Origin of the sequence: Mycoplasma miroungigenitalium (assembly GCF_013008635.1) — a bacterium.
GTDB classification, from domain to species: Bacteria; Bacillota_I; Bacilli_A; order Mycoplasmatales; family Metamycoplasmataceae; genus Mycoplasmopsis; species Mycoplasmopsis miroungigenitalium.
In genome coordinates, this window is record NZ_CP053096.1 from 469,942 (window position 1) to 495,442 (window position 25,501).

Below are 25,501 nucleotides of genomic sequence, written 5' to 3' on the forward strand. Positions count from 1 at the left end.
TATTTAAAAGATTGACTTTATTAAATTATTATATGAAAACATTTACGTTTTTCTTATTTATTAATTTCTATGTACTAAAATTAAATAAATAGACATTTTAGGAGGTCAAGTGCAACAATTTTTAAATATTATTACTTCACAAAGTATATATGGAGCTGTTTTTGCGACCTTAGTATTTGTTGGTGTTGGTTTTGCATGTTCTAAAATCGGCTTAATCAGTTCTGAAATGAATATGAAACTTTCATTAACTACCATTAATTATTTTTTACCTGTGCTATGTTTTGGCGCTTTTATGAAAAATGCTGAGTTTTCAAACATATCTACAATTTTAAAAGTTTTAATTACTGCTTTTGGATTCTATATTTTATTTGCTATATACGCAAAATTAGTCATAAATTATTGACCTAAATTGATTAGCAATAGAATCCAAAAGAAAGCAATTTTAGCTTGAGAAAAAGCTAATAAACCCGGTGAATATAGTGCTTATAAACAGGCTTATATAAGAAGTTATCAAGAAAGATTATTAGCGATCGAAATGATAATCGCTTATGGTTCATTACAATACTTTGCATTCCCATTAATTAAGAGTTTATCTGAAACAGGTGTTGGTCAAAGTCCTATTTTTGAAGAATTTGCTATTGCATTATTACAAATTTGAAATATTCCCTTTTTAATCGGCGTATCTACCCACATGCGTATGACTTACGCCGGTATTAAAGTAAACAGAAAAGAACTCAAATCCTTAGGCAAAGCTTTATTGCACCCTATGTTAATTACGTTATATATCTCTTTAATTTGTTACTTATTACAATTTGCCTTTCGAACACAATTCATCGATCCTAACGCAACTCTTGATAAAAGTTTGAATATTTCGAATTATGGTTATTATCAATATGTTTACAATCCAGAGATTCATAAATCAATACCACAAGAATATTTACACCATTTTTGAGCCGCGTTTCCAAAGCAATTACCAATGTTTGGAATGACTATTGCGATGGGCGTTAGTATTGTATCTCCAATAGCGTGGATTAATATAGGTGCATCCTTACATCGTTCAAACGTTAAATCTGGTATTAAGTCTTTATCTGTTTGAATGAGTGTAATTAGAAAATTAATTATTGCTCCTTTAGTTATGCTATTTGTAATTTCAATCCCTATGGTTTATACGAAATTTATTAATGTTTCGACTGGTGTCTTGTTTGTCTTGTTGATGGCTTGTCCTCCTGCAACCGCATGTGTTACCTACTCATTAGCCTCAAACCATAAAGAGATAGATTATACCGCCCAAGTTTCATCACTTGCCACATTGTGTTGTCTATTCACTATTCCTCTATGGGTTGTTGGTTCGTTCTGTATTCTGACAATTCTTTAAATTTGAATATAAAAAACAACTATTTGCTTATACAATAGATGTTTAATTTATTTCTGTTTGAATATTTTAAAACTAATTGGCTATAAATTATCATTTTTTGATAAATTTACGTTCACTATCTTTCATTCCGCCAAAAATTGCTAGGAATCAATCAATTATAGATCCGATTCCAAATCAACCACCTGTTAGTAATTTAAAGATACCTAGTCAAATACGACCCGCGTAAAATCTATCCACTCCTAAAAACCCGAAAAAGGTTGACAAAATGACTAACACAGTTCGGCTTCTAAATGATGTTTGATTAACTTCGTTGTTCATACTATATCCTTTCAAAATATTGTTTTTGTTTATACGTAATTTAATTTAATATTTAATATACGTACCAGTATTTTATAGGTTTTGTAAAAAAAAAAAAAAAAGGAGATTTTTCCTTTTTTTGAGTATTTTTAGGTTAAATTTCCGGAAATAACTTAAATTAAAGCTAATTCTGTAAGAGTTTTAACCATAGGACCTTGAGGAACTTCGTTAATGTCAGCTGTACCGGCAATATCCATATGGATGTATTCTACACCTTCAGTAAATTCTTTCAAGAACATTGCAGCTGAACAAGAACCAGCTAAACCTGATAAGTCAGTGTTTTTAAGGTCAGCAACTACAGATTTTTTGATTCCTTCGGCGAATGCTTCGTCGAAAGGCATTCTTCAAACAAGTTCGTGAGCGTTGTTAGCTGCTTGGCTAACTTCTTTTCAAGCTTTTTCAGATGTTGCTCAAATACCGGTGTATGTGTGTCCTAAGGCAACAACAATTGCACCAGTTAAGGTTGCAACATCAATAATACGTGTAGCTTTTAAGTTTCTAACAGCATAAGTAATCCCATCAGCAAGAACTAAACGACCTTCAGCATCTGTGTTGTTGATTTCAACTGATTTACCATTCATTGATTTTCAAACTGAATCTGGTAATGATGCATCGCCATTTACACGGTTATCTGTAATACACATAACAGCAGCAAAGTTTTTCTTAGGTTGTAATTGTGCGATAGCCTTTAATGTCGAGGCAACGATTACAGAACCAGACATATCATATTTCATTCCCAACATTGAACGAGATGGTTTTAATGAATAACCACCAGAGTCAAATGTAATTCCTTTACCAACAAGAACAGTCTTGTCTTTTGATTCAGGATCTCCATTGTATTCAATTACAACAACACGAGCTTCATACATTGAACCACGGTTTACAGATAATAGTAATCCCATTTTCAACTCTTCAATTTGTTTTTTATCTAAAACAGTAACTTTTAGATTTTTATATTCTTTAAAATCTTTAGCGATTGTTTCAGCTAAAAGTTCAGAGTTTAAAATGTTTGGTGGAGTTACTTGTAGATTACGTGCATAATTTGTTGCCTCAGCAAGAATCAATGCTTTTTCAATATCTGATTCTAATTCAGGGCTTACTTCTGATTTGAAAGGTTCAAGAGTGAATTCTGATTCTTTTTTATCTGATTTTTCATTGTAAAGTTTTGCTTTCGCAAAATATACACCACGAATAAATGCTTCCATAACTTTAGAAGCTGAAAGTTTTTCAGTAACGAATGTATCAACATCAAATTGATAACTACGTGTTGCTGAAGTAGCTAATCCTTGGAAAAATTTAACAAGTGTATTAAATTCTACTTTTTCTTTTTCACCAAGGTAAACTAACGCTTCATTATTGTTTAAGTATTCTGTGATTACTAGGTTCTTTTCGATTAAATGTTCGATTTTATCTGCACCTTTATAAGTTGCTTTCAATAAAACTTCATTTGATCTTTTTTGGTTTATTTTTTTGAACATATTTTTCTCCTTTTCATAATAATAATTATATTTTAGCATTATAACTAATACTTTTACTTAAATAGTGATTATTAATTTTAATCAAAACAAAAAATAGGAAAACCCTATTTCTTAGTCTTAATTCATATTTTGTCTGGTACGAGTGTTCATAATAACGAAACTAAAATTAACGCAGATAGTAAATAGTTATATCAATGATAAATTTGCCAACCTTTGAAAAATATTACTTCAAGAATAACAGCAAACGCTGAATAAGAAATATTTAGACCGACAGCTAGCGATATACCTAGTTTATTAATAGAAAAGTAATAACAAATAAAACTTATTGCTCCAAAAAATGAAGCCGCTATTATTACCCAAATATTTTTATAATTTAAAAGCTGCGTTACATTTTCTGAATAAGAATTTGTAGCAGGTGCAATGATGCAACCTAACACAATTGCTGAAACAATATGTCTTATCATAATAGAAACTTGTGGATCAATATCTCGATCCATTGAAATCGAAGATAAAAAAGCTTCCATTCCTCATCCGACAACGCATAATATAGCAAAAATGTATCCTTTAAATGAGTGGGTTTTCGTTTCAATTTGCAAAATCCCAAATGTTAATACACATATAAATGCAATTACAATACCCATCAAACCATTTTTACTAGTTTTTTGTTTTAAAAAAATGAAGGCTAATACGCTAGCTAAAATTACGTAACATATTGAAATTGAACTTGTTTGGCCAACTCCAATCTCTTTAATTGCAAGTATATACATTGTCATTCCAAAAGGAGCACCAATGGTTGAACTTAAAAGCAAAATCCAAATATTTTTATTTGTGAAAGCAGATTTTATTTCTTTGTTTTTTTTCATAATTAAAACAATTATAAATGCCCACAATATTGCAAATAAGTCATGAATTAGTGTAACTAAGATACCTAATTCTCAACTGTCTGTTGGAGTAAGTTTTGTAAAAAATAATAGAAAAACTCCATCAATTGCCCAAAACAGGCCCGACAATAATCCTATAATGTTAGACATTCAATTATGTTTTTTAATCAAATTCATTTTCTAAAATCTCCGTATATTCTTTTCCATAGCCTAACATTGTTTCTTTGTAATCTGAGAAAAATAAATTTTGCTCTTCTTTAAAAATTGATCATAAATATCATAAATATCCTTGGATAGCAATATATGAATAAAACACTCTTCTGTCTTCTTTTTTAATTTTCCCATTTAAGTATATTTTTAATAATTTATCGCACTGTTTTCTTGAATAATACGAATATAGACATCAGGCTGACAAATCAAAATATTTATCACCGGTACCCGAATATTCTCAATCTATAATTCTTATATCATTATCATTATCAATCAACACATTATCACAAATGAAATCTACATGTATCAAATATTTATCTCTATCTTTTATTTTGTCATAAATTTTAATTAATTTGTGTTCTAATTCTATTGTTTTAGTCAAAACCGATTTATTCAATATTAATGATTTATAGTAAGTCATTCTTTCAATAACATCAAACTCATAACTTGCATTATATTTATTTTCATGGAATATTTTAATGGCCTGTAATGCCTTGGTTACTTCGCTTCAATTTTTAGGATTAACCGTGCGATGATTATCATGAAATAGTGCGATTTTAGCGCCATATGTTTCTAATCCGTTATCTTTATTTTGTTCATAATGAATTAGTATTTCTCTATTAGGCAGATTAGCAGTAGTTTTATAAGTATTAAATTCATTTTCGCGGTTTATTAATTTATCAGAACCTAAACCCGGAATTCTGTAGATGTATACTTTATCATTAATTTCAAACGTGAATGAATCATTAGTCATACCTGCTTTGACAGGTTTCATATTTTTTATTTTAGTTAAATTAATTCCAAAAACTTTTTTAATTAAATTGAAATGTGGATTATCTTTTATTGATTTAACTTCTGGGTTAAATTCAATAAGTTCATCGATAGTGTCTATTTCTAGCAATCTTCCCGATAAATTGTAAGTACGTAAATTAATACTATTTAGGGTTTTAGATAAAGCGTCTTCTCAGTATAAATTAGAATTTTTTTTGTAATTTTCAACAAGCATTTGTTTTATTGTTCTTGATAAAATTATAAAATCGCTTGTTTTAAAATAACTTATCCCAGTGATAAATTCAGAATAATTTTCATTATTTTTCCCAATTTTGAATGATTTTATCGTCTTATTATCTTTTCTTTTGACTATATTTCATTCTTTATTTGGCGAATACGAATCAACAGTATTTACTCAAGAAAAATTAGTATTTTTATTAAAAACATTTTCATTAAGGTAGCAGTCACTAGGCGCAATATAGAAAGCATCATATTTATTTAAATCAATTTTTTTAGTTGCTTCGTATACACTGATAATTGAGTTGGTTTGGGAATATTTTGAGTTTAGAATTTCAGTCATGTTATATTTAGATATTATAGGTGTAAATAGACTTTTTTTATAGCCGGTAACTATATAAATATCTATTGAATCATCATCAGGAATATATTCCAACATTTTGTCTAAAAAATTTCTTTCTTGTTTATCAATTTTTAACAATGCTTTGGGAGTAAGAAGTGTTAAAGGCGTTAAGCGTGAACCGAACCCTGCAGCGAGAATTATTAATGCTTTTTTCATAAAACCTCCGGTGGTAATGTATTAATTATAATATTTAATTAAATTAACGTCAATTTGTTGTGCTTTTACAATTACAAAATATTCAATAGTTGTGGAGAAAGTTCAGCTTTTTTAGCCAACTTTCAAGTATTTACTCTATTAAATACTAAATTCAAAAATATTGACTATAATAAATCTATGATAAACGAGTACGGAAATGACCAAGATTTCAAATTATTCACGAAATGGTCAATAAGAAAAATCACTTTTATCGGTATTCTAATCGCAATATCGGTGGCGTTTTTCTTAATCGTTTTTCAATTTATGCCTTTTATATCATTGCCGGCTTATAAAATAAGCGTAATAGGGCTTCCCATTAAAATAACTGGGTTGATTTTTGGGCCTATTATCGGTGCTTTTGTTGGTGTTGTTTCAGACTTAATTTCATTTTTATTCGTTCCAAGTTTATTTAACCCTTTATTTATTCTTGCTGCCGCACTAGACGGGATAATTCCGGGCATTATAGGTTTTATCTTTCTGAAATTGCTTAAATTTCTTTTTGGAGGAAGATTTCAAGATAGTTATTATGCTGACATGATGGAAACATTATTCAAAAGGCTAGATAAACTTTATTTAGATCCGGCTGCTAATGAGCAAAAAATCAAGAAAATAGAAAATAGAATTATTAATCTATATTACAAGCGAAAAGAACTGGTTCAAAAAAATAATAAAAAAAGGGATTTGTTAAACATAAACATGATTGTTGGGACAACGGTTTTAGCAATAATTATGTTACTAGTTACATGATTAATTGGATTTAAAATTGATGACTATACAATACAAGGTGGTATTATAACTAATCGTTGAGTTTTGCTTGGGATAATGTTATCCGGTTATGTTGCTATGTTGGTATTTGTCGTTATTGCTCGTTTTAAATTAAAATCATCGCTTTATTTAATTATAGTTCCAATTGTAGTTTTTTCTGCCTTGATAGAACTTGCTAATGTTCCAATATTGTCGTTAGCAGAAAAAAGGAGTATTGAACAATCTGGTTCTGCAGGTTCTATATTCGTTTATATGTTTCAACATATTATTCTTAGTCCCGTCAAAATTTGGGGCAATATGTTTATAATATTTTTCACTTATAAAATAGTTTCGCCGCTCATTTATAAAAACCACGACATCACTTATTAGGTAGGCATTTACGCCTATTTTTCAATAGTGTTCGTTAATTTGGAAAGGTAATTATGAAAAAAAATAAGTACTTAAAACAACTATTAATATCTACTGTCGCAATTGCTGGAACATCTGCAATTAGCGCTTCATGTACTAATTTAGGAATTTTATTAGGTATTAATAAAAATCTTTATATTACAAAACAAATTCCCGATAATTTATTAAGGATTGATTATCTTAAATTTAAAAATATGAGTCACGAGTATGATATAGCCAAAACTAACTATGTTGATATTTATCAAGAAAAAGATAATGAAGACTTGTATGTTAATGTCAATCAAATGTTTTCTGCATTGAATGGTTTTTTCAATTTGAAGATGATAAAAAATATTGATTATAACAACCGAGGCGTAAAATTTGATTTTTGGAATGGCGAACAAATATTGTTTGATTCAGGCGAAAACAGGATTTCATATACTTCAAGCGATGCTTTTTCGTTTTTATTTAGAATGCAAATGAAAGATTACGGTCGATATATTCACAACGTTGACTATAAGGTTAAAAATTTTAATGATAATAACTCAATCCCCAGTTTTGAATTGAGTAAATATAACTATAAACTTTATATTAAAGATAGTAATGTTTTTATTCCTTTGAGCTTATTTAATTTAATGTTTTGTTCTTCAAATTATTATAATCTCTACTATAACGGTAATGAATTAATCGGGGCTGATTATGAACAAACAAGAGTGCCAAATAACTATATGAATAGTTTTTACGTAAAAAATTCTGTTATCAACACTCAAAACAAGCGAATAAATAATTATAATTTCATGTCATTTTTATTTGATAATTACTATGGGCTGGCTAGCGAATTGTTTAAGTCGCAACAAGTTAAGAATTTTGATGAGTATGCCACTAAAATCGGTGTCAAAAATGATTTATTAAGTACTGATAATAAAGATTATAATGAAGCTTATTTTAAACTTTGATATCGCGGTTTAAACGAATTACATTCTAGAATTATTTCTTATAGTTTTCAGGACAAAAAGTATAAGAATGTTGACGGCAAGAATTATTCTCAAAAAAATATCAATTATCATCAACGCTTAAAACAGCTAAATACCTCGAGAGAAAAAAATTCAAAGAATTCAAGAGTAGTGCATTTTGAAAGCGCTAATACAGCAAGGATAATATTGGATTCTTTTGACGTTGGTACATCAAGTCAACTTAATTCCGATGAAAAATGAAGATATGATTCTTATTGATTAATGGACGCTGCAATTAAAAAAATTAAGACCGATCCAAGAGGAAAAGATATTAAAAATATAATTTTAGACATATCTCTAAATGGCGGTGGGTCAGCAGCTGCGATGGAAAAAGTATTGGGTTTCCTTACAAACAAACCAATAAATTTATTGGTTCAAGACAAACTAACTAAATCAATAACACTTAATCAATTCAATATAGATACGAATCAGGACGCAATAGTAAACAAAAATGATTCATACCCTGAATACAAATGATATGTTTTAACAGGAATTAATACTTTTAGCGCCGCTAATTTATTTGCGCATATAGTTAAGACTCAACGTATAGCTACAGTAATCGGAAATAAGACTGGTGGTGGAATGTTTTCAGTTCTCCCAACAGTATTGCCTGATGGAACTAATGTGGATATTTCCAGTACAAGTGGTTTTAGCGGATATGATGGTAATTGAAACAACACAACTTTAACCAATTTACCAATAACTGAAAACGGGGTAGAGCCAGACATTCATTTAAACTATTATGATTATTATTCATCAAATATTGTTAATGCAATCGAAAACCATAAACACGATAATACTCATATTAGTATAAATTAAATTTGTACAAAACTTTTGTCTGTCTTTTAAATAAAAGAATCCGCCGAAACATCATTATGGTTTTCTAGTCGACTTAGTTTTAAAGTTGAAAAAAACTTTTTTACCTAAAAACTTGCACCAAGCAAGTTTTTGTTTTGGTAATATTTTTGAGATTCTAATCAAGTGAAAAAAGAGTTTCGTAACCGCAAAAAAATAATTATTTCTTTTGTTTTTATCTTAAAATGTTATAAAATTATTTCACGTGGTCGCGTAGCTCAGCAGGATAGAGCACAAGCCTTCTAAGCTTGTTGTCAGAGGTTCGAATCCTCTCGTGATCGCCATTTTTTTATTTATTTTTCAGTATTATTCGTTAAATTTATTAAAAAATAGCTTTTAGTAAGCTATATTTTTATTTTCCAAAAAAGTTTGAAAGATATATAAATGCATATATGTAATCAAATGCTAAACGATAACCAAAGTAAATAGACCATTTTATTGATTCACTAATTGATTGCTCCTCGGGCGTAAGTTTTTTAAAATTGTTATTGAATTTAATAATAATTAATCAATCAATAGCCATGTAGCAAAGCGTTAGAAGGAAACCAATACCGCTTATTATGGTGAATATTAATTGATGAGATGAAAATCATGAAACTAGCATTAAAATAATCATTGTTATGAACAAGGTTATCATAATCGGAGTTATCTTATTTATTTTCAGAACATTGAAATATGCCAATGCCCCAATTAATACCATTGAAGCGGCAGGAATAAAGAAAATTGCTGTCAGTTTAATTAATTCATTGCTGCTTACAAATTGATTTATTCCGTATCCTAATCCATAAAACCCTAGAAGGAACATTGATATCGAGGCCAATGGCCCTAAGATATAAGCTTTCATTTTATGGCCGAAGACTAAAATTATAATAATAAGCGCGCAATCGAGAAGAGTTCCGGCTAAAATAACCCACAATTGTAGGTTTATGTTGAATATGTAATTGTAAAGTATGCCGCCAGCGAGTGCTACTATAATAAAAAATGCTAGCGATAATATAGATCCACCAATTATTTTGTTGTTTCTTATAATATTGGTTTTTAAGTCATTAGTTTTTGTGTTCATAATTAAATGATATCACTAAAAGGAAATAAAAAATCACCAATAGGTGATATGGTTGCCCCAGTTAGATTCGAACTAACGCATGTCGGTACCAAAAACCGATGCCTTACCGCTTGGCTATGGGGCAAAATGGTGGAGAGGGAGGGATTCGAACCCCCGAACCGTTAGGAAGTGGGTTACAGCCACCCGCGTTTGGCCGCTTCGCTACCTCTCCAAGTATTTGCTAAAATTAGCATTACTATTATAATATAAAAATTTTGATAAATATAATTTTTTTTATTTTTTATATTAGTTCAAATTTTCTTCATTTTTTTCAAAAATTAACAGTATGTATTTTATATTCAAGTTCAATGAATTAAATAATTATTGACTAAAACACACGTTTTATAACTGAAACGAGTTTCTCGATATAACCCAAATTATTTTATCCTTAAGAATTTTTGCGACGACAATTTGAAAATCTTTTAACTGGCAAAAATTATTAGTTAAAAAACTCGTCTCAAAATGACCATTAAAAAAATAAATAAAAACAAAAAAGTAAATATAAATGAGTATACCTTTATAATATATGTAACAAAGTAGGAGTATTATGAAAAAAGAAAATATTATGTTATTTGGTATGCCAAATTGTATGCCTTTAACTCAAAAAATAGCCAAAATTTTAGGTTTGCATGTTTCGCCTATAACAAAAACATTATTTGCCGATGGCGAAAGAATGATAGTGAGCGAAGAAACTGTGCGTAGTAAAGATGTCTACGTAGTGGCATCAACATCTAGACCAGTTAATGATAACTTAATGGATTTACTTTTATTTATAGATTCATTAAAAAGAGCTAGCGCCAATTCAATTACAATCGCACTTAGCTATTATGGATATGCTCGTCAAGACCGTAAGGCCAGTGGCCGTCAGCCCATCGGTGCGAAATTAGTTGCTGATTTAATTCAAACCGCAGGTGCGACAAAAATCATTGCAGTTGATTTACACAACCCTGCTATCCAAGGTTTTTTTGATATCCCAATTGATGATTTAAGAGGTGCATATCCAATTGCAAAAGCAGTTAAACAATTAAAAGAACCTTTTACAGTAGTTTCGCCAGATCATGGAGGGACAATTCGTGCTAGAAAACTTGCGGAACTAATTGCAGATACAGTAAAAATTAGTATTATTGATAAACGTAGAACTGGGACTAATCAAACTGAAGTTATGGGTTTAATTGGTGGAGTCGAAGGTGAAAATGTTGTTATTATTGACGATATTATTGACACAGGCGGAACTATATTAAAAGCTGTTGACACTTTAAAAGCACACGGAGCTAAAAAAATTGTTGTTGCAGCCACTCATGGTATATTTACTAAAGGTTTTGAAATATTTGAAAATAATCCCAATTTATCAAGAGTAATTATTACCGATTCAATTGATAATTCAGACATAGAAGGAAAATTTAGCAAATTACAAGTAATTTCACTAGATGAATTTATTGCTGGTGTAATTGAAGCTTCAATAACTGGTAAATCGGTATCTGATTTGTATGATGAATTTGCTAATGTTATTAAAAAATAATGAATGAAAAATTAGAAAAATTCGCAGAATTAATATTTGAATATAACCAAACAAAAAATATTACAGGTTTTAAAACTATCAACGATATCAAGGTAAATGGCATTGCTGATTCAATTCAAGCAATGGATGTAGCAAAAGAGCTAGGATTTCAATATAATTCGGCAAAAATTGCTGATATTGGTGCTGGCGCAGGCTTCCCCTCATTGCCTCATTTACTTTTAAATTGTAATTATGAGTTAACTATAATTGAAGGAATGAAAAGTCGTTGTAATTTTCTAAATAATGTTAAGGAAAAACTTGATGTTAGCAATCTACAAATAATAAATAAAAGATGTGAGGACACAAAAGAACTATCCGCTTTGTTTGATTTAGTGACAGCAAGAGCAGTATCAAGTATTAAAAATATGTATATGTTAACAAATCACTTGTTGAAAATCGGCGGATTATTGTATCTATTAAAAGGAAGAAATTATCAAAGTGAAATAGACGAATTTTTAGATAATTTTCCTGAAGAATCTCAAAATATTACTGTTAAAAAATATAAAAATAAATTAGATGATGATTCATATATAGTTGTTATAACCAAGGTAAAAAATACTCCAAAAAATTGACCTTTATCTTGAAAACAAATAAAAGAATTTTAAACGAAAAAGCACAGTTGTGCTTTTTTTATTATTTTTAACTTAATTTTAATAATTTTTTCCGTTTTTATTAACTTAAAAATAAATACAGCTAATAAATCTTGGAAGGAGAAAAAAATGATAGATTTAAGAAGCCAATATTTTAATAGTTTTTTAACGAATCAGCAACGTTATAACGCGGTGAAATCTTTAGCCTTATTAGATAAAGCTAACAAGAAAGCACAGTTAAAAATGACACAAAATAGCCAAGTAAACTCTATTGGAATAAATAATTATTCTAAATTTGATCAAACTATTGAAATGTTAAACAAAAACAGCAAATTAATTATTGAAAATGAATTTGTTATTAAAAATCAAGATAAGGAATGATACGATATGCATTTTTCGAGAACAACCTATTATAAAAAAAAGAAGAAAAGCTATAGAGGAGTTTTTATATTTTTACCTTAATGAATAATATACCGGTTCAAAATCAACCGGCACAAATTAATAGGTTGAAAATCGACCCTTATCATTTTGTTTATAAAAAAATATCAAGTAATGATAAATCAAAAGGGTTAAATAAATACGATTTAAATTTGTATTCGTATTCAACGGCTATTCGAGCCAAAGGAAATGTTCTGTTGATTAGAGGAAGGGTTGAAATTAAGAGATTTTTTAAAGACGATAGATTTTATATTTCATTCATTTTTGCAACACCTGATTATTCTAAGTATTCTAATTTGGATGAATATAGTTTTCGAAACTTATTAATATCTGTAAATAATAAACCATTAGACAATAAAAAAATATCATTTAGAGAGACAATCTATAATTTAAAAGATGATAATTCCAAGGAATTAGATTCACTGTTTAACTATGAAAAATCATCGTTCAAGGCGAAACCTAAAGACAATATAAAAATTTGTAATGTAATAATTTCTTCGGATTTATTAGGATTGAAATTTTCCGAATTGAATTCTATTACAGTACAAAATACTGGTATTAATAAAGAAATATGAGATATAAAAAAACAAAAAAACAATGTTGCAGAATATTTCACTGAAGCTAAAAATAATTTTGCTGGAATCGACATTGCAGAGAAATATCAGTTTGATTTTGGGGAATTGGATGGAGACATTTTAGGAACAAAGACAGAATATTTGCACACTGATTTAGAATTTTCTAATTTTCGAAATAAAAGAATAACTAATTTTGCAAAAGAAAAAATCCAAAGCGATAAAAACATAGCATGAAAACAAAAAGATAAATTTGGTTATAAGTTTAAAAATTTTGATGACTATCGACTAATAATGGATATGAATCAATCTTTGTCAACCTATGGAATTACCGATATTGATTCAGACTTATGCAACCATATTACTAAAAAACAAATTTCATCGAAAATTTATGAGAGTATTTATTCAACTGGAACTCAAAAATCTGAATATACTTTTGACAACCCAATAACCTTCGATTATAAATTAGGTTGTATTGTCGATTCAAAATCATTTTCAGACGTTGGATTGTTTATTCCATATAATTTCAAGGGACAGTTAAATACAATTTATAAATATATTTTTGATAACGGAGGTTTAGATAAAAAATCCGATTTTATTACAGTTAACATCAGCCAAAAACAGGAAGTAGTTGAACGCTTATTGGATGTTAACGATGGATTGATAAAACTTGAAATAACAAATTCTAAAACATTGATAGGTGAACCTCAATATAAATTCAATAGCAAAGATATAGAAGAAATAATAAAACAAAACGACATAAACATAAGTATTTTCGAACAATATAAGGACTTAAATGAATAAAAAGAAGGTTTGAATTCCTATTATATGCGTTGCAACAGCAGCTAGTGTTATAACTCCTATTTTTGTTTTATCAGCAAAGAAAAGTCATTCTGTAACAGAAGAAGAAAAATCGTTAACATTAAATAAAACAGAAGTGTTTCCTGATTTAGATAAAAGTATTGTTTACCAATATATACGTTATGACAAAGATAATGTCAAATTTGACTTATCGGTTATACCCGCTGTATTCAAAAATGTTATGAGCAATATTCAAGTTAATCCAGATCGAGCGAATTTTGATTATGAAATAATTACGGATTCGTTAATAAAATTGTATTTCAAGGTGTACTCAGGAAATGATATTTATACAAATTGTTATACATTAAATGCACATATGTAAATTTTTAAAAATACTATTTGTTTATATATAATTTCTATATGTTAAACAAAAAACCAAAACTTATTTTTATAGATTTAGACGGTACAAGTTTAGATTACAAACGTAAATTATTAAGCTCCAAGAATATTGATGCTATAAATTCTCTCTCAAAGAAAGGTATTAAAACTGTTGTTTCGACAGGCAGGGGTATAAATAAAAAAACAATAAGTATACTAGAACAAATTGATTCAACAGATAATTTTATAGCATGAAATGGCGCGAAAGTAATTTACAATGGTGAAGAAATATTCTCGGCGACAATAAATAAAGAGATACTTGTTCAAATTAAGAAGTTGATATTAAAATATAATATGAGTGTTATTGTTAATTCAAATTTTAGAAAATTAACTTATACAAACAATTATTTACTTAAGTTTATTGTTAAATTGAAAAAAGGCAACCATAACAAACTTGATGAATTTAATATTGATATGCCTATATTTAAGCTAATTATTTGATCACCTAAAAAGAAAAATATAAACGATTTTTACAATGATATTCAAAACAAATTTAAAACTAAATTGAATATCGTAGAAGCTAGAAATTACAACAAATTCATTGAAGTTACAGACATTAGTGCTTCAAAAGGCAAAGCAGAATTATTATTTGCGCAAAAATATGGTGTCGATACTGATTTATGTGTACATATCGGTGACACGATGAATGACGCCTCAGCAGCCCAATATTTAAAAAATGTTATTGCAATGAAAAATGCAACAAAAGATTTCAAAAAGATTGCATCCCATGTCTCACCTTTTTCATATAGAAAAGGGGGACTTGCAAAAACCCTTAAACATTTCATAAAAAACGCAAAATAAAAATTCAGATTTCTGAATTTTTATTTTCTAATAAGCACTCCGACACATTCGATATGATGAGTTTGACTAAACATATCACAAGGTCTAAGATAAATTAATTGGTAGCCGTTGTTTCGTAAATAATCAATATCTCTGCACATTGTGTGGACATTGCACGATATATATCCAATTTTTTCTGGATTAATTTTTATTATCGTTTCTAAAAATTGAGTGCTAATACCAGAACGTGGAGGGTCAACAATAATAACATTAGGATTCTGTTCTATTTTAAAAATTGTTTTATTAACATCTCCGGAATAAAATAATGCATTCTCAATATTGTTTAGTTTTGCATTATCTCTTGCATTCATCACGGCTTCATTAATTATTTCTAATCCGTATACAGTTTTTACAAATGGTGCAATTTTTAAAGCTATTGTCCCAACTCCCGAATAAGCATCAACAACAATATCATTTTTGTTTAAGTCAAGGTTATTTATAAGTAGGTTATAAAGATTATTTGTTTGCGCTGAATTAATTTGGAAAAAACTGTTTCATTCCAAGTTGAATGAAAGACTATCAATTTTGTCCAAAATACTCGTTTTTGAATCTAATAAAGCAAAATATTTATTGCTATTTTTGCTTTCAAGATTAACAATTATGTTGACTATTCAATTGAATTTATTGGTTATATCTGTTATTAACTTATTGTCAATTTTAAGCATTTTATTTGCATTGATAATAATTAAACCTTCTTCGCTTGCTTCGGAATATCTAAAAGTAAAACTGTTAATATTATTGACAGAATTCTTAAGAGATTGATAATTATTTATATTGTTGTCCAATCATAAAATTACTTCGTTTAATTTTGGATGAGCCAAATCATATGATGTCTGTTCGATAAGGTTGTGTGTGTTTTTTTCAAAAAGACCTAAAACAAACTTGCCATTTATTTCATCACAAAACACTGTTATTTTATTTCGGTATCCTCAGGGTTTCGGATTAGGCAAAATTTCTGCTACATTCTCAAAGTGGATGTTTCTACCAAATAAATATTTAACAAATTCTTCTTTAAATAAAAGCTGATCCTTATAAGAAAGCATTGCAATTGGTGTTGAACCAGATTCCATTAATTTTTCGTTATCTGGCTTAATACGTTTAGGCGAAATAGTAATGTGTTTTAAAACTTTAGCGAATGCAAATTTTGTGTTAGCTTTTTTGATAACAATATTAGCAGTTTCGTCAACTAGCAAGTTTTCAACAAATATAGAATAGTCATTTATTTTGACTACTCCCATCCCTTCATAAGAAAGCATTATTGCCTTTACATTATCTAAAATTTCACCCGCTTTTAATTTCATATGATAATTTTAATATAAAAAATGGCATTACGCCAATTTTTATTGATTAACATATAAGATAAGTAAAGTAAATAAGCATCACGCATAAGGCTTATTCTATTATTGTATTGGAAGGGAGTTAATATACTCTTAAGCAACGAATCCTATGGATTTCGTAACCGTTCACATTGGGAACGCATCATTATTATTATACATATAAATCAAATTTAACAATAAAAATTTAAAAAAATCTATGAACTCTGATTAATACTTAATATTAAATTAAGTTTTTAATGTAAAATTAATATTAATTATGCATAAATTTTAAGGAGTAATTATGGAAAAATATACAGAACAAGAATTGGTGCGTCGTAATAAATTGTTGGAATACGAAAAAAATAATGTAGTCGCCTTTAAAAAAGCCTATGGTTTGGGTGAAATAAATTATAGTGACGATATTTCGACAGAATTTGAAAAATATAGTAAAGATGAATTGCATGAAAAACATGTTAAAAAAATTGTTGCTGGTAGATTAATGGCAAAAAGAGGGCCATTCTTAGTAATAAAAGATTTTCACGGCACTATTCAAGTTTATTTTAATAAGAAAGAATTAGTAGAACTAGCAGATTTAGTTTCTAAACTAGATTTAGGAGATATTATTTGAGTTAAAGGTGAAGTTATGAAAACTAATACAGATGCCGTGGTTATCAAAGCATCTGATATTGAATTGTTGTCAAAATCGCTTAAACCGCTACCCGAAAAATATCATGGTTTAGTTGATGCTGAAGAGAGATATAGACGTCGTTATGTAGATTTAATAATGAACGATGATTCAAAAGATAAGTTCATTAAAAGAATAAAAATTACTCAATGAATTAAAGACTTTTTCAATAATTTGGGATATTTAGACGTTGAAACGCCATTCTTACATGACTATATTTCAGGAGCGGCAGCAAAACCATTTACAACACACCACAATTCTTTAAATCAAGAATTTGTTTTGAGAATAGCAACTGAAATTCCTTTGAAAAAACTTGTTATTGGTGGTTTTGATCGAGTTTATGAATTAGGACGAATTTTTAGAAACGAGGGATACGATACAACACATAATCCTGAATTTACTACTATTGAATTTTATGAAGCTTATTCAAATGTTGAAGGAATGATGAATCGTACAGAAGCATTGTTTAAAGAATTATGTGCAAAATTAGGTAAAAATGTATATGTGAATAATGGTGTTGAAATAGATTTATCTAAACCTTTTAATCGCATTAATATGGTTGACGCTGTTAATAAAAAAACTGGCAAAGATTTTAGAAACATCACTCTTGACGAAGCGGTTCAAACAGCGAAAAAATTCAATGTGAAATTAGAAAAATTCTTTACAATCGGCCACATAATTAATGCTTTATATGAGGAACTTGTTGAATGTGAATTGATACAACCAACATTCGTTTATGGACATCCAATTGAAGTTTCTCCTCTTTCAGCTAAAGGTGATGACCCTAGATTTACAGAACGCGCTGAACTATTCATTAATACTAAGGAATATGCTAACATGTACACCGAATTATCTGATCCTATCGACCAATTAGATAGATTCAAAAAACAGCTTGATGAAAAAGCGGCTGGCAACGATGAAGCAAGTGATATTGATTGAGATTTCATTGATGCTTTAGAATATGGTATGCCTCCTACAGGCGGATGTGGCATTGGTATTGATAGATTAGTAATGTTGCTAACAGAAACAAGTTCAATTCGTGACGTCTTGTTATTCCCAACACTTAGACGTCTAAAAAAATAATAAAAAGTGGCTAGTCCACTTTTTTCTTATTTACACGTTTTTCAATATTATTCGTAAATTAATCAATTTCGAATGGTAGTGTTATTGATTCTATTTTTTGAATCAACACATTTGCCTTATGAGCCTCTGATTTTAATGATCTATGATTAATGTAATAGTTATTAAGTTTTTCATAACTCATTGCTGAAAGAAAATTAGTATTTTTATTTAAATTAATGCGATGTGTAATAATGTCATTCAATATTTCAAAAATGAATCAAGCGTTTGGGGATTCACCGCCCAAATCATCAATAATAAGAGCATCTACATCTTTTAATTTTTGGATTATTTCCGCACCTTCGTGTCTATTGCTATCAAAACTAGATTTTAAATAGTTAAACAATGCCTGTGTTGTCATATAAACAGTAGTTACGCCCGATTTAGCTCATTCAGTTGCAATAGCATGTGCAAATTGTGTTTTGCTAGTACTATACTTACCATGCACGTAAAATCCTTTAAATGAAATGTTTGATTTATTTAACAAAGATTCCTTAATCATGTTACAACGCAATTCTAGTTCAATTTTAGATCTTGAATTTATGATCATTCTTTGAGTAGTTAATTTTGTATTAACGGGAAAAATATCTGTTAATCATAAATTATTATTAATATTAATTAACTTTCTAAATTCATTATCAGCGGGTTGTTTTGTAAAGACTAAAACGCCCTTATCATTTCGCTTCAAAGAATAAATAAATGGCGTGAAACTAGGGTTCTCTATAGAGTCTTTTATCTCCAATATTTCTGGTAAAAATTCGAATAATTCTTCTCACGTAACTTTATTTTCAGCCAACATTAATTTTAATTTGACACATTTTTCGATAGATTTAAGAATTTTAGCTTTATACTCGTCACTATTTTCTATAAAAACCTTTTTATTGATGGAATTATCCATTATTATAATCCCCCGTCCATAATATTTTCGTCTTTGGTTAGATTGCTTAAATATGTGGCTTTATACAAGTCTTTCTTAGTCACGACAACATTATTTTTCATCTTAATTAGTGCATCTAAATAGTTTTCTAGAGGTTCAAATGAAAATATTTCTTTGCGAATTAAATCTTTAATTATTTTATTAACGTATTGATAGTTAATTTTTCCATTAACCTCGTTCGCATAGAAAAATATTAAATTAATGCAAGGGTCAGAAAAACCGCAACTACGTGAATCTTTTATTAAATCAATTATTTTAGTTGAGGCAATTTGACCTTGAATTTGTCCAAAAAATACTCTGGAATCGGTTTTCAGGATAGCTTCATAAATATTTGGGAATTCAAATGTGTTTAAATCTATTTTTTCTTGCACACCGATGTTAATTTCTTTTGTGTCTAGGTCTTGCGTATTAACATCAATTGAATTATCATTAATTAATGAATAATCTTCGCTTTCATTAAAAACATCTTGATAACCAGCGGAAACTTCAAGCAAATATTTAGCTTTTGATAGATAATGGTTTCTATCTTTCCCTATCAAACGTTCAAAGTTTTGTTTGCCAATAATATTTAATAATTTATTAGCTAAAATTAAATTTAGTTTAAACCCTTTTCTATCAAGCGGTTTCTCAATTACAAAAAGAGTTTTTCGATTAAATTCATCAATAAAAGTTGAAAGCAAAGAAACTGATTCAAGCATTATTCTTGCGTCATTTAAGGCTTTTAAATCGATTTTTAACATATATGTAATGCTATCGTAATCGTGGAATCCGACCTCGTTAGTTTCGTTAATGGCTAAATCTCTTAAATATTCATATAATAGGATTGCATTTGGTCCCAAAATAGGTGCATAAAATTTACGCAAGTTTTTTAAATCTTCACCTGCGATTATCGAAGAATTTTCGACTGTAAAATATGGATAAATTATATTTTTTAACATGTTGCACCTCTCACAAAAATTAACCCGATTTCGGGGTTGGTAACAACATTTTATTTTATTAGAGAAAGTATTTCAAAAATTTTTCTATTTTGTTGTGTGGAATCAAAGTTTCACATATAGATATCCACAATTGGTTTTTTACCAAAAAGTGATTTTATAGCCTTTTTGGGGTCATTTTTTGCGTCTAATTGCTTTAATGTTAAGTTATCCACATTTCTTTTTTGCAAATTTTTTTGTCGTTTTTGCTCGTTTGTTGATAAGCATAAAATTAAAGAAAACAAAGTTAAAAAATTACAATTTTTATTAACAAGAACGGGTATTTCAACAATTAGGAATTTCCCATTTTTTAAAGCTTCAAAAATTTTGGGAAATATGATTTTTTCCAATACGTCTATATTTCTTTTATCCTGGTCTAATCATCAAAGAATTTTCGATTTAGAAACACCTTTTTTATCAAGTAAAAAATCACCTATTTTTTCTTTAATTTCATGGTAAAAAATCCCATTTTTTAGGTAATGTTTTGCTATAAATTCATCACAATAGAAAATTTTTTCTTGATCTATACCTAAATTTTTTAGGAAAGTAGTTTTACCTACACCAATTTTTCCGATAACAGCAATCATTAAACACCTTCTCTATATTTTTGTAAAGCGAGATTGGCACTCTTGATATAGGCACGGACCAAACCACCGGCACCTAGTTTAACACCACCAAAATATCTAATTACAAAAATCACGAAATTTTCCATTTTAGTTTTGATTAATAAATCACGAATGGGTCTACCGGCGGTACCGTTTGGTTCCCCGTCATCATCGAAGCCGGCGTTAATAACTCCATTATCAATAAAAAGATATCCATAACAAATATGAGTAGATTTTTTATGACCGGCTCTTAATTCTTTTAAATAGTTTTTAATTTCATCTTTTGAGTTAATTGGTAGGCATATGCTGTAGAACCGTGATTTTTTGACTTCGTAATTTATTAATTCCATACAATAATTATATTTAATATTTGAATAGAATATTATTTTTTAAAAAAGGCATAAAAAAAATGGGGCGAATGAAGGGATTCGAACCCTCGCATGACGGGACCACAACCCGCTGTGTTAACCGCTTCACCACATTCGCCATTTGCAATAACATTATAATAAAAAAAATAAAAAAAAGTAATAAAAGATAAAAATCTCGAAATTAGCAATTTTAAAATGTGTATCAACATTAATAATTTACAAAAATACACATTTTCGAGTAGTTTTAGCTAAGTTTAGATTCTATAAAACTAGTATAATTAATATTAAGTGTTATAATTAAGACATCCTATAAAGAAAGGAATAAAATGAGCTCAGTAAATTTAAAGAAATTTTTTGTTTATGAGGATAAGTCAAAAGATACTCAAATTTTTACACTTGAAAACGCTTTAACTGGTGAATGCATTAGCTTTGAATCGCTATCAGATCTATACGAAACACTAGTTGCACAATCTCAAGACCAAGATGCAAGAAGTTGAATATTCAAAAACAAAAAAACAATAGGCAGTTTATCAAAAGAAGAATTTAAACTAGTGTTAGATGCTTTAAACAAGGTTAACGTGCCCGTAAAAGATTCATTAACATACATTATTGAAAAGGATCTTTTAAATAAAGATCACGAATTAGTTTTTGTTGATCCTAGACAAAAAAGAATTTATGCTTTATTAAGTTTTGCAATTATATTGTTAATTGCAGCTATTGTTTTAGCTGCTTTAACAATTGCTGGTATTTTTGATTTTACAAATACCGCTAAATAAAGTATTTAACCATTATTATATGATTGTTCGGGCCCGAACAATCATTTATTTTCCTAAAATACACGTTATAGAATTGTAATCGTAAAATTACTAATATTTTGTATTGTTAGTTAAGAAATATACAAATTTCCCGCAAAAATGTTCGTATTTCAATAAAAATTCAATTAAAAACGGAAAAAATTAAAGAAATAAATAATATTATTTTTATATTTGGTATTATTTATATATAAATATTTAACATGAGGGGAAATATTATGTCAACACAAGAAACAAAAAAACCAAAATTGAATAGATTTTATCTATCAGAAAAATACGATGAAAATAGAAATATTTCATTCAATTTAAAAAGAGCAAAAGTAGATGAACTGATAAATTTCAAAACCTTTAAAGAAGGGGTTAATGAATTCAACAGAATTGCGTTCACATTGGAAGGAAATTCAAGAGTTTGATTCCACAAAGACGGTGCCTTTAGAGGTTCTGCGACACCTGAAAAAACAGCTATTATGATTGAGAGAGTAACTCAGGAAAATGTTAAAGATGAAGATGCTATCGAATTCATTAATAGAGAAAAACTTATTGATGTTGCACCTGTAAAAACTAAAAAAGTTGAACCAAAACCTGAAACAGTTGCTGAACCAAAGCTTCAAAAACCAACAGTAGACCTAAATAAAGAAGTTACTGAGTTAATAGTTTACATTGAAGACAAAGAAACTAAATTACCATCTGAGGTTTCACTTGATGATGTTAAAGCAGAAACGAAATACGAATTTGTTCCAACATCAGTAAAATGAACAGATGATTCAGTTGTAGTAACTTACTTATTACGTGACGGAGACACAGAATCTAACGAAGTAACAAGTGTTATTAGAGGTTTTAAAGCTAAACCTACTCAAATGCGTACAATATACAGACATTTCGTTGAAAGAACTCAATGATCTAAAATTACATATTGACTATTATCAGTTGTATTTGTAATTGCGATTTTATGCATTATCGTGTTGGTTTTACACGCTTATGGACTAATCAGTATTCCTTGATCTAAATAATAATTAATTGCAGCTCGTCTGCAATTTTATATTTTAGAGAGAGTCAGTGAATAAATTTATTTGAGCAACCTTGTTTTTATCTGTTTCGACTGTAATTATTGTGATATTGTCGATTCTTTATAAAACTGGGTTAGGGAATATTGGTCTATGATAAAACGCTAAAACAACCATAAAAAAACATAAATACGAAATATAAATTAATAAAATAACGTTTCCATATATAATATGAAACTATATACACTAAATTGGAGGAATTTATGAAAACAATGCTAGATGTTGTATCGCAAATCGCATATGAACACTGTAAAGATGGTAAATATGTTGAGTTTAATTTTTTATTTAATAAAGTTGAAAAAGAATTAAAAGAAAAATGAGAAGTCGAGGCTGACGAAAAAGGTAAAGAATATGACGCTATCCGCGTAAATAAATTAGGTGAACTATACCGCCTTCTAACAGTTGATTCTAACTTTTTAAGAAATGCAAAAGGCCAATGAACAATTAGACCCGGTTTTGAAGTTTAATATGAAATTTGCAAATGCTAAAAAAATGATTGCGGATGCGTACAAAAATAAGTATGCCATACCGCACATTAATATTAATAACTTAGAATGAGCAAAGGCCGTATTATTAACTGCACAAGAATTTAAATCGCCATTAATCATCGGTGTAAGTGAAGGTGCTGTTAAATACATGGGCGGCTATAAAACGGTTCGTAATATGGTTGAAGGTCTTTTAGGAGACCTTAATATTACTGTGCCTATTGTTTTACATTTGGACCACGGGACGAAAGAAGGCTGTTTTAAAGCTATTAACGCCGGATTTAGTTCTGTTATGTTTGATGGTTCAAGTTTGCCTTTTGAAACGAATTATGAATCAACAAAACAAGTTGTAGAATATGCTAAAAAGTTTGATGTCAGTGTTGAATCCGAAGTAGGAACTATTGGCGGAGAGGAAGATGGTATTATTGGGTCTGGTGAATTAGCAGACACTTCTGAAGCTTTAAAAATGACACAATTGGGAATTGATATGTTGGCAGCAGGTGTTGGCAATATACACGGTAAATATCCTCCAACATGGAAATCATTAGATTTCAACCATCTAGAAAACTTATCTACAATTTGCAAAATTGGATTAGTTTTACATGGGGGGTCCGGAATTCCAAAAGATCAAGTGTCTCGTGCAATAAAATTGGGTATAGCCAAAATAAATGTTAATACTGAACTTCAATTGGCTTTCCACGAAGCGTTAAGAAATTTTATTATTACTAACAAAGATTTAGAGGGAAAAAATTATGACCCCAGAAAATTATTAGCTAACAGTATTGAAGCCATGAAGCTAGCTACAAAAGAGAAAATTTTCGAATTTGGTTCTAACGATAAAGCATAATAATAACAATAATAAAAATATCAGTGCCGAACTGATATTTTTATTAATTATTTATAATAAAGGCTAAGCGGTTAATGTGAAGCGATTTATTAAAATAAATAGAAACATCAAAATAGTTATAAAACTTATGCTGTCTATTCTATCTAATAATCCTCCATGACCACGCAACAGTTTAGAATAGTCTTTTATGCCATTGATTCTCTTGATGTAAGAAAAATATAAATCACCGGCAACTGCAAATAAAGGAGCTATTAAAGAAAAGACGATTTTTATTGATATTGAATCAAATAAACCTAAACTAAAGACAGAAATAGCTGCAATTATTGCACCACAAATTTCAGAACCAATAAAACCTTCTCATGTTTTATTTGGCGAAATTGTTGGGGAAAATGGTTTCGAAAAATATTTTTTACCTAGGAGTTTTCCGAACAAAAATCCAAATGAGTCAGAGGCAGCCGAAATCAATCCTATTGCTACTCAATATTTCCAATCATAAACCAAAAAGCCATGTATAACTTTTGTGAATATGGCCAAAATATAAATGGTTGCTAATGCGAACATAAATCTCGCGAACCGGTCAATTGGTTTGATAAATTTACGAGTGAATAATTCTATAATCATAAAAGCTAAAGCAATTAGTATGACCACTATTACGATTATGGGTTCAATAGCAATTAACTTCATATAGTACATCAATTGAACTACTTTATCAGGGTGTGGAGGGTAGAGTTTATCTATTCTTGAATTAGTCATTCACGGGATTGTTATATCTTTGATTGGGATAAACACAACAATCGAAACGAGTAATGACAATGTAACTGCTCAGTATCATTTTAATCTTTGAGCATGAAAGTATTCCCAACTGCAAGTTAAAAATATTACATAAATTAATACAAATGATAATATTCTAGAAATTTGGTAATCATAAGAGAATATTGATAAAGGTATCAATGTACCCAAAAATACCACCGCAATGATAATTCCAGGAATTATACGTTCATAAAGGGTATTTTTCTTCATAAT

25 protein-coding genes and 4 tRNA genes are annotated in these 25,501 nt (G+C 28.8%); 15 read left to right on the forward strand and 14 right to left on the reverse strand.

Features of this window, described 5'->3' with window-relative positions:
- Positions 1-109 precede the first annotated feature (109 nt).
- Positions 110-1,375 (forward strand): AEC family transporter, encoded by a 1,266-nt coding sequence (locus HLA87_RS02195; RefSeq protein ID WP_171111498.1) that lies wholly within the window; start codon positions 110-112, stop codon positions 1,373-1,375.
- Between the two features lie 87 nt (positions 1,376-1,462).
- Here HLA87_RS02195 and HLA87_RS02200 read toward each other — a convergent pair whose 3' ends face one another.
- The 4 genes from HLA87_RS02200 to HLA87_RS02215 all read right to left on the reverse strand — a co-directional run bounded on the left by HLA87_RS02200 (position 1,463) and on the right by HLA87_RS02215 (position 5,868).
- The gene (locus HLA87_RS02200; protein ID WP_171111500.1) at positions 1,463-1,693 is read right to left on the reverse strand and encodes a TM2 domain-containing protein; all 231 of its coding nucleotides are present in this window, start codon (positions 1,691-1,693) and stop codon (positions 1,463-1,465) included.
- Positions 1,694-1,845: 152 nt separating this feature from the next.
- A complete protein-coding gene (locus HLA87_RS02205; protein WP_171111502.1) occupies positions 1,846-3,210 on the reverse strand; it encodes a M17 family metallopeptidase in 1,365 nt (454 codons plus the stop codon).
- Between the two features lie 104 nt (positions 3,211-3,314).
- Positions 3,315-4,268 carry a DMT family transporter gene (locus HLA87_RS02210; RefSeq protein WP_171111504.1) on the reverse strand — a complete coding sequence of 318 codons (954 nt, stop codon included), beginning with the start codon at positions 4,266-4,268 and terminating at the stop codon, positions 3,315-3,317.
- Positions 4,255-5,868, reverse strand: coding sequence for a phosphotransferase (locus HLA87_RS02215; RefSeq protein ID WP_171111506.1), 1,614 nt, complete (start codon positions 5,866-5,868; stop codon positions 4,255-4,257). Before HLA87_RS02215 ends, HLA87_RS02210 begins: the two co-directional genes overlap by 14 nt.
- Before the next feature lie 177 nt (positions 5,869-6,045).
- On the opposite strand from HLA87_RS02215, the gene HLA87_RS02220 reads away from it, so the two are divergent.
- From HLA87_RS02220 to HLA87_RS02230, 3 genes are all read left to right on the forward strand, one after another.
- Positions 6,046-7,041 carry a folate family ECF transporter S component gene (locus tag HLA87_RS02220; RefSeq protein WP_171111508.1) on the forward strand — a complete coding sequence of 332 codons (996 nt, stop codon included), beginning with the start codon at positions 6,046-6,048 and terminating at the stop codon, positions 7,039-7,041.
- Positions 7,042-7,094: 53 nt separating this feature from the next.
- Positions 7,095-8,891 (forward strand): S41 family peptidase, encoded by a 1,797-nt coding sequence (locus HLA87_RS02225; RefSeq protein ID WP_171111510.1) that lies wholly within the window; start codon positions 7,095-7,097, stop codon positions 8,889-8,891.
- Positions 8,892-9,134: 243 nt separating this feature from the next.
- Positions 9,135-9,211: transfer RNA gene (locus tag HLA87_RS02230), tRNA-Arg, on the forward strand.
- 68 nt (positions 9,212-9,279) lie between these two features.
- Here the strand turns inward: HLA87_RS02230 and HLA87_RS02235 are convergent.
- The 3 genes from HLA87_RS02235 to HLA87_RS02245 form a co-directional block, all read right to left on the reverse strand.
- Positions 9,280-9,990 (reverse strand): MAG0110 family membrane protein, encoded by a 711-nt coding sequence (locus HLA87_RS02235; RefSeq protein ID WP_171111512.1) that lies wholly within the window; start codon positions 9,988-9,990, stop codon positions 9,280-9,282.
- Positions 9,991-10,039: 49 nt separating this feature from the next.
- Positions 10,040-10,114, reverse strand: a tRNA-Gln gene (locus HLA87_RS02240).
- Positions 10,115-10,117: 3 nt separating this feature from the next.
- Positions 10,118-10,201 (reverse strand) — tRNA-Tyr (locus tag HLA87_RS02245).
- Between the two features lie 375 nt (positions 10,202-10,576).
- Between HLA87_RS02245 and HLA87_RS02250 the strand changes: the two genes are divergently transcribed.
- The 6 genes from HLA87_RS02250 to HLA87_RS02275 all read left to right on the forward strand — a co-directional run bounded on the left by HLA87_RS02250 (position 10,577) and on the right by HLA87_RS02275 (position 15,227).
- On the forward strand, positions 10,577-11,548 hold the full coding sequence (locus HLA87_RS02250; protein WP_171111514.1) for a ribose-phosphate pyrophosphokinase: 972 nt from the start codon (positions 10,577-10,579) through the stop codon (positions 11,546-11,548).
- Positions 11,548-12,192, forward strand: a complete 645-nt coding sequence (gene rsmG, locus HLA87_RS02255; protein ID WP_237022737.1) for a 16S rRNA (guanine(527)-N(7))-methyltransferase RsmG — start codon at positions 11,548-11,550, stop codon at positions 12,190-12,192. The genes HLA87_RS02250 and rsmG overlap by 1 nt, the downstream gene beginning before the upstream one ends.
- A 114-nt stretch (positions 12,193-12,306) precedes the next feature.
- Positions 12,307-12,639, forward strand: a complete 333-nt coding sequence (locus tag HLA87_RS02260) for an MG284/MPN403 family protein (RefSeq protein WP_171111516.1) — start codon at positions 12,307-12,309, stop codon at positions 12,637-12,639.
- A complete protein-coding gene (locus HLA87_RS02265) occupies positions 12,639-13,991 on the forward strand; it encodes an MHO_1580 family protein (protein ID WP_171111519.1) in 1,353 nt (450 codons plus the stop codon). The genes HLA87_RS02260 and HLA87_RS02265 overlap by 1 nt, the downstream gene beginning before the upstream one ends.
- Positions 13,984-14,370 (forward strand): MHO_1590 family protein, encoded by a 387-nt coding sequence (locus HLA87_RS02270; protein WP_171111520.1) that lies wholly within the window; start codon positions 13,984-13,986, stop codon positions 14,368-14,370. Before HLA87_RS02265 ends, HLA87_RS02270 begins: the two co-directional genes overlap by 8 nt.
- A gap of 38 nt (positions 14,371-14,408) precedes the next feature.
- Positions 14,409-15,227 (forward strand): HAD-IIB family hydrolase, encoded by an 819-nt coding sequence (locus HLA87_RS02275; RefSeq protein ID WP_171111522.1) that lies wholly within the window; start codon positions 14,409-14,411, stop codon positions 15,225-15,227.
- Positions 15,228-15,247: 20 nt separating this feature from the next.
- On the opposite strand, the gene rlmD is transcribed toward HLA87_RS02275, so the two are convergent.
- A complete protein-coding gene (gene rlmD / locus HLA87_RS02280; RefSeq protein ID WP_171111525.1) occupies positions 15,248-16,567 on the reverse strand; it encodes a 23S rRNA (uracil(1939)-C(5))-methyltransferase RlmD in 1,320 nt (439 codons plus the stop codon).
- Positions 16,568-16,883: 316 nt separating this feature from the next.
- On the opposite strand from rlmD, the gene lysS reads away from it, so the two are divergent.
- Complete coding sequence (gene lysS / locus HLA87_RS02285) at positions 16,884-18,350, forward strand: lysine--tRNA ligase (RefSeq protein WP_171111527.1); 1,467 nt, start codon at positions 16,884-16,886, stop codon at positions 18,348-18,350.
- A gap of 58 nt (positions 18,351-18,408) precedes the next feature.
- Here the strand turns inward: lysS and HLA87_RS02290 are convergent, their stop codons facing one another.
- The 5 genes from HLA87_RS02290 to HLA87_RS02310 form a co-directional block, all read right to left on the reverse strand.
- Positions 18,409-19,284: a DnaA ATPase domain-containing protein gene (locus HLA87_RS02290; protein ID WP_171111529.1), complete on the reverse strand. Its 876-nt coding sequence runs from the start codon at positions 19,282-19,284 to the stop codon at positions 18,409-18,411.
- A 2-nt stretch (positions 19,285-19,286) separates the two neighbouring features.
- Positions 19,287-20,261 (reverse strand): DnaD domain protein, encoded by a 975-nt coding sequence (locus HLA87_RS02295; RefSeq protein WP_171111532.1) that lies wholly within the window; start codon positions 20,259-20,261, stop codon positions 19,287-19,289.
- A 50-nt stretch (positions 20,262-20,311) separates the two neighbouring features.
- Entirely contained in the window at positions 20,312-20,884 is a 573-nt protein-coding gene (locus HLA87_RS02300) for a dephospho-CoA kinase (RefSeq protein WP_171111534.1), read from the reverse strand.
- On the reverse strand, positions 20,884-21,252 hold the full coding sequence (locus tag HLA87_RS02305; RefSeq protein ID WP_171111536.1) for an IMPACT family protein: 369 nt from the start codon (positions 21,250-21,252) through the stop codon (positions 20,884-20,886). Before HLA87_RS02305 ends, HLA87_RS02300 begins: the two co-directional genes overlap by 1 nt.
- A 60-nt stretch (positions 21,253-21,312) precedes the next feature.
- Positions 21,313-21,388: transfer RNA gene (locus HLA87_RS02310), tRNA-His, on the reverse strand.
- A 208-nt stretch (positions 21,389-21,596) separates the two neighbouring features.
- On the opposite strand from HLA87_RS02310, the gene HLA87_RS02315 reads away from it, so the two are divergent.
- The 4 genes from HLA87_RS02315 to fba all read left to right on the forward strand — a co-directional run bounded on the left by HLA87_RS02315 (position 21,597) and on the right by fba (position 24,478).
- Positions 21,597-22,046: a hypothetical protein gene (locus HLA87_RS02315; protein ID WP_171111538.1), complete on the forward strand. Its 450-nt coding sequence runs from the start codon at positions 21,597-21,599 to the stop codon at positions 22,044-22,046.
- A 254-nt stretch (positions 22,047-22,300) separates the two neighbouring features.
- Complete coding sequence (locus tag HLA87_RS02320) at positions 22,301-23,092, forward strand: hypothetical protein (RefSeq protein ID WP_171111540.1); 792 nt, start codon at positions 22,301-22,303, stop codon at positions 23,090-23,092.
- Positions 23,093-23,349: 257 nt separating this feature from the next.
- Positions 23,350-23,613 carry a DNA-directed RNA polymerase subunit delta gene (gene rpoE, locus HLA87_RS02325; RefSeq protein ID WP_171111542.1) on the forward strand — a complete coding sequence of 88 codons (264 nt, stop codon included), beginning with the start codon at positions 23,350-23,352 and terminating at the stop codon, positions 23,611-23,613.
- 1 nt (position 23,614) lies between these two features.
- Positions 23,615-24,478, forward strand: a complete 864-nt coding sequence (fba, locus tag HLA87_RS02330; RefSeq protein WP_171112044.1) for a class II fructose-1,6-bisphosphate aldolase — start codon at positions 23,615-23,617, stop codon at positions 24,476-24,478.
- A 63-nt stretch (positions 24,479-24,541) separates the two neighbouring features.
- On the opposite strand, the gene HLA87_RS02335 is transcribed toward fba, so the two are convergent.
- Positions 24,542-25,498, reverse strand: coding sequence for a phosphatidate cytidylyltransferase (locus HLA87_RS02335; protein WP_171111544.1), 957 nt, complete (start codon positions 25,496-25,498; stop codon positions 24,542-24,544).
- Positions 25,499-25,501 lie beyond the last annotated feature (3 nt).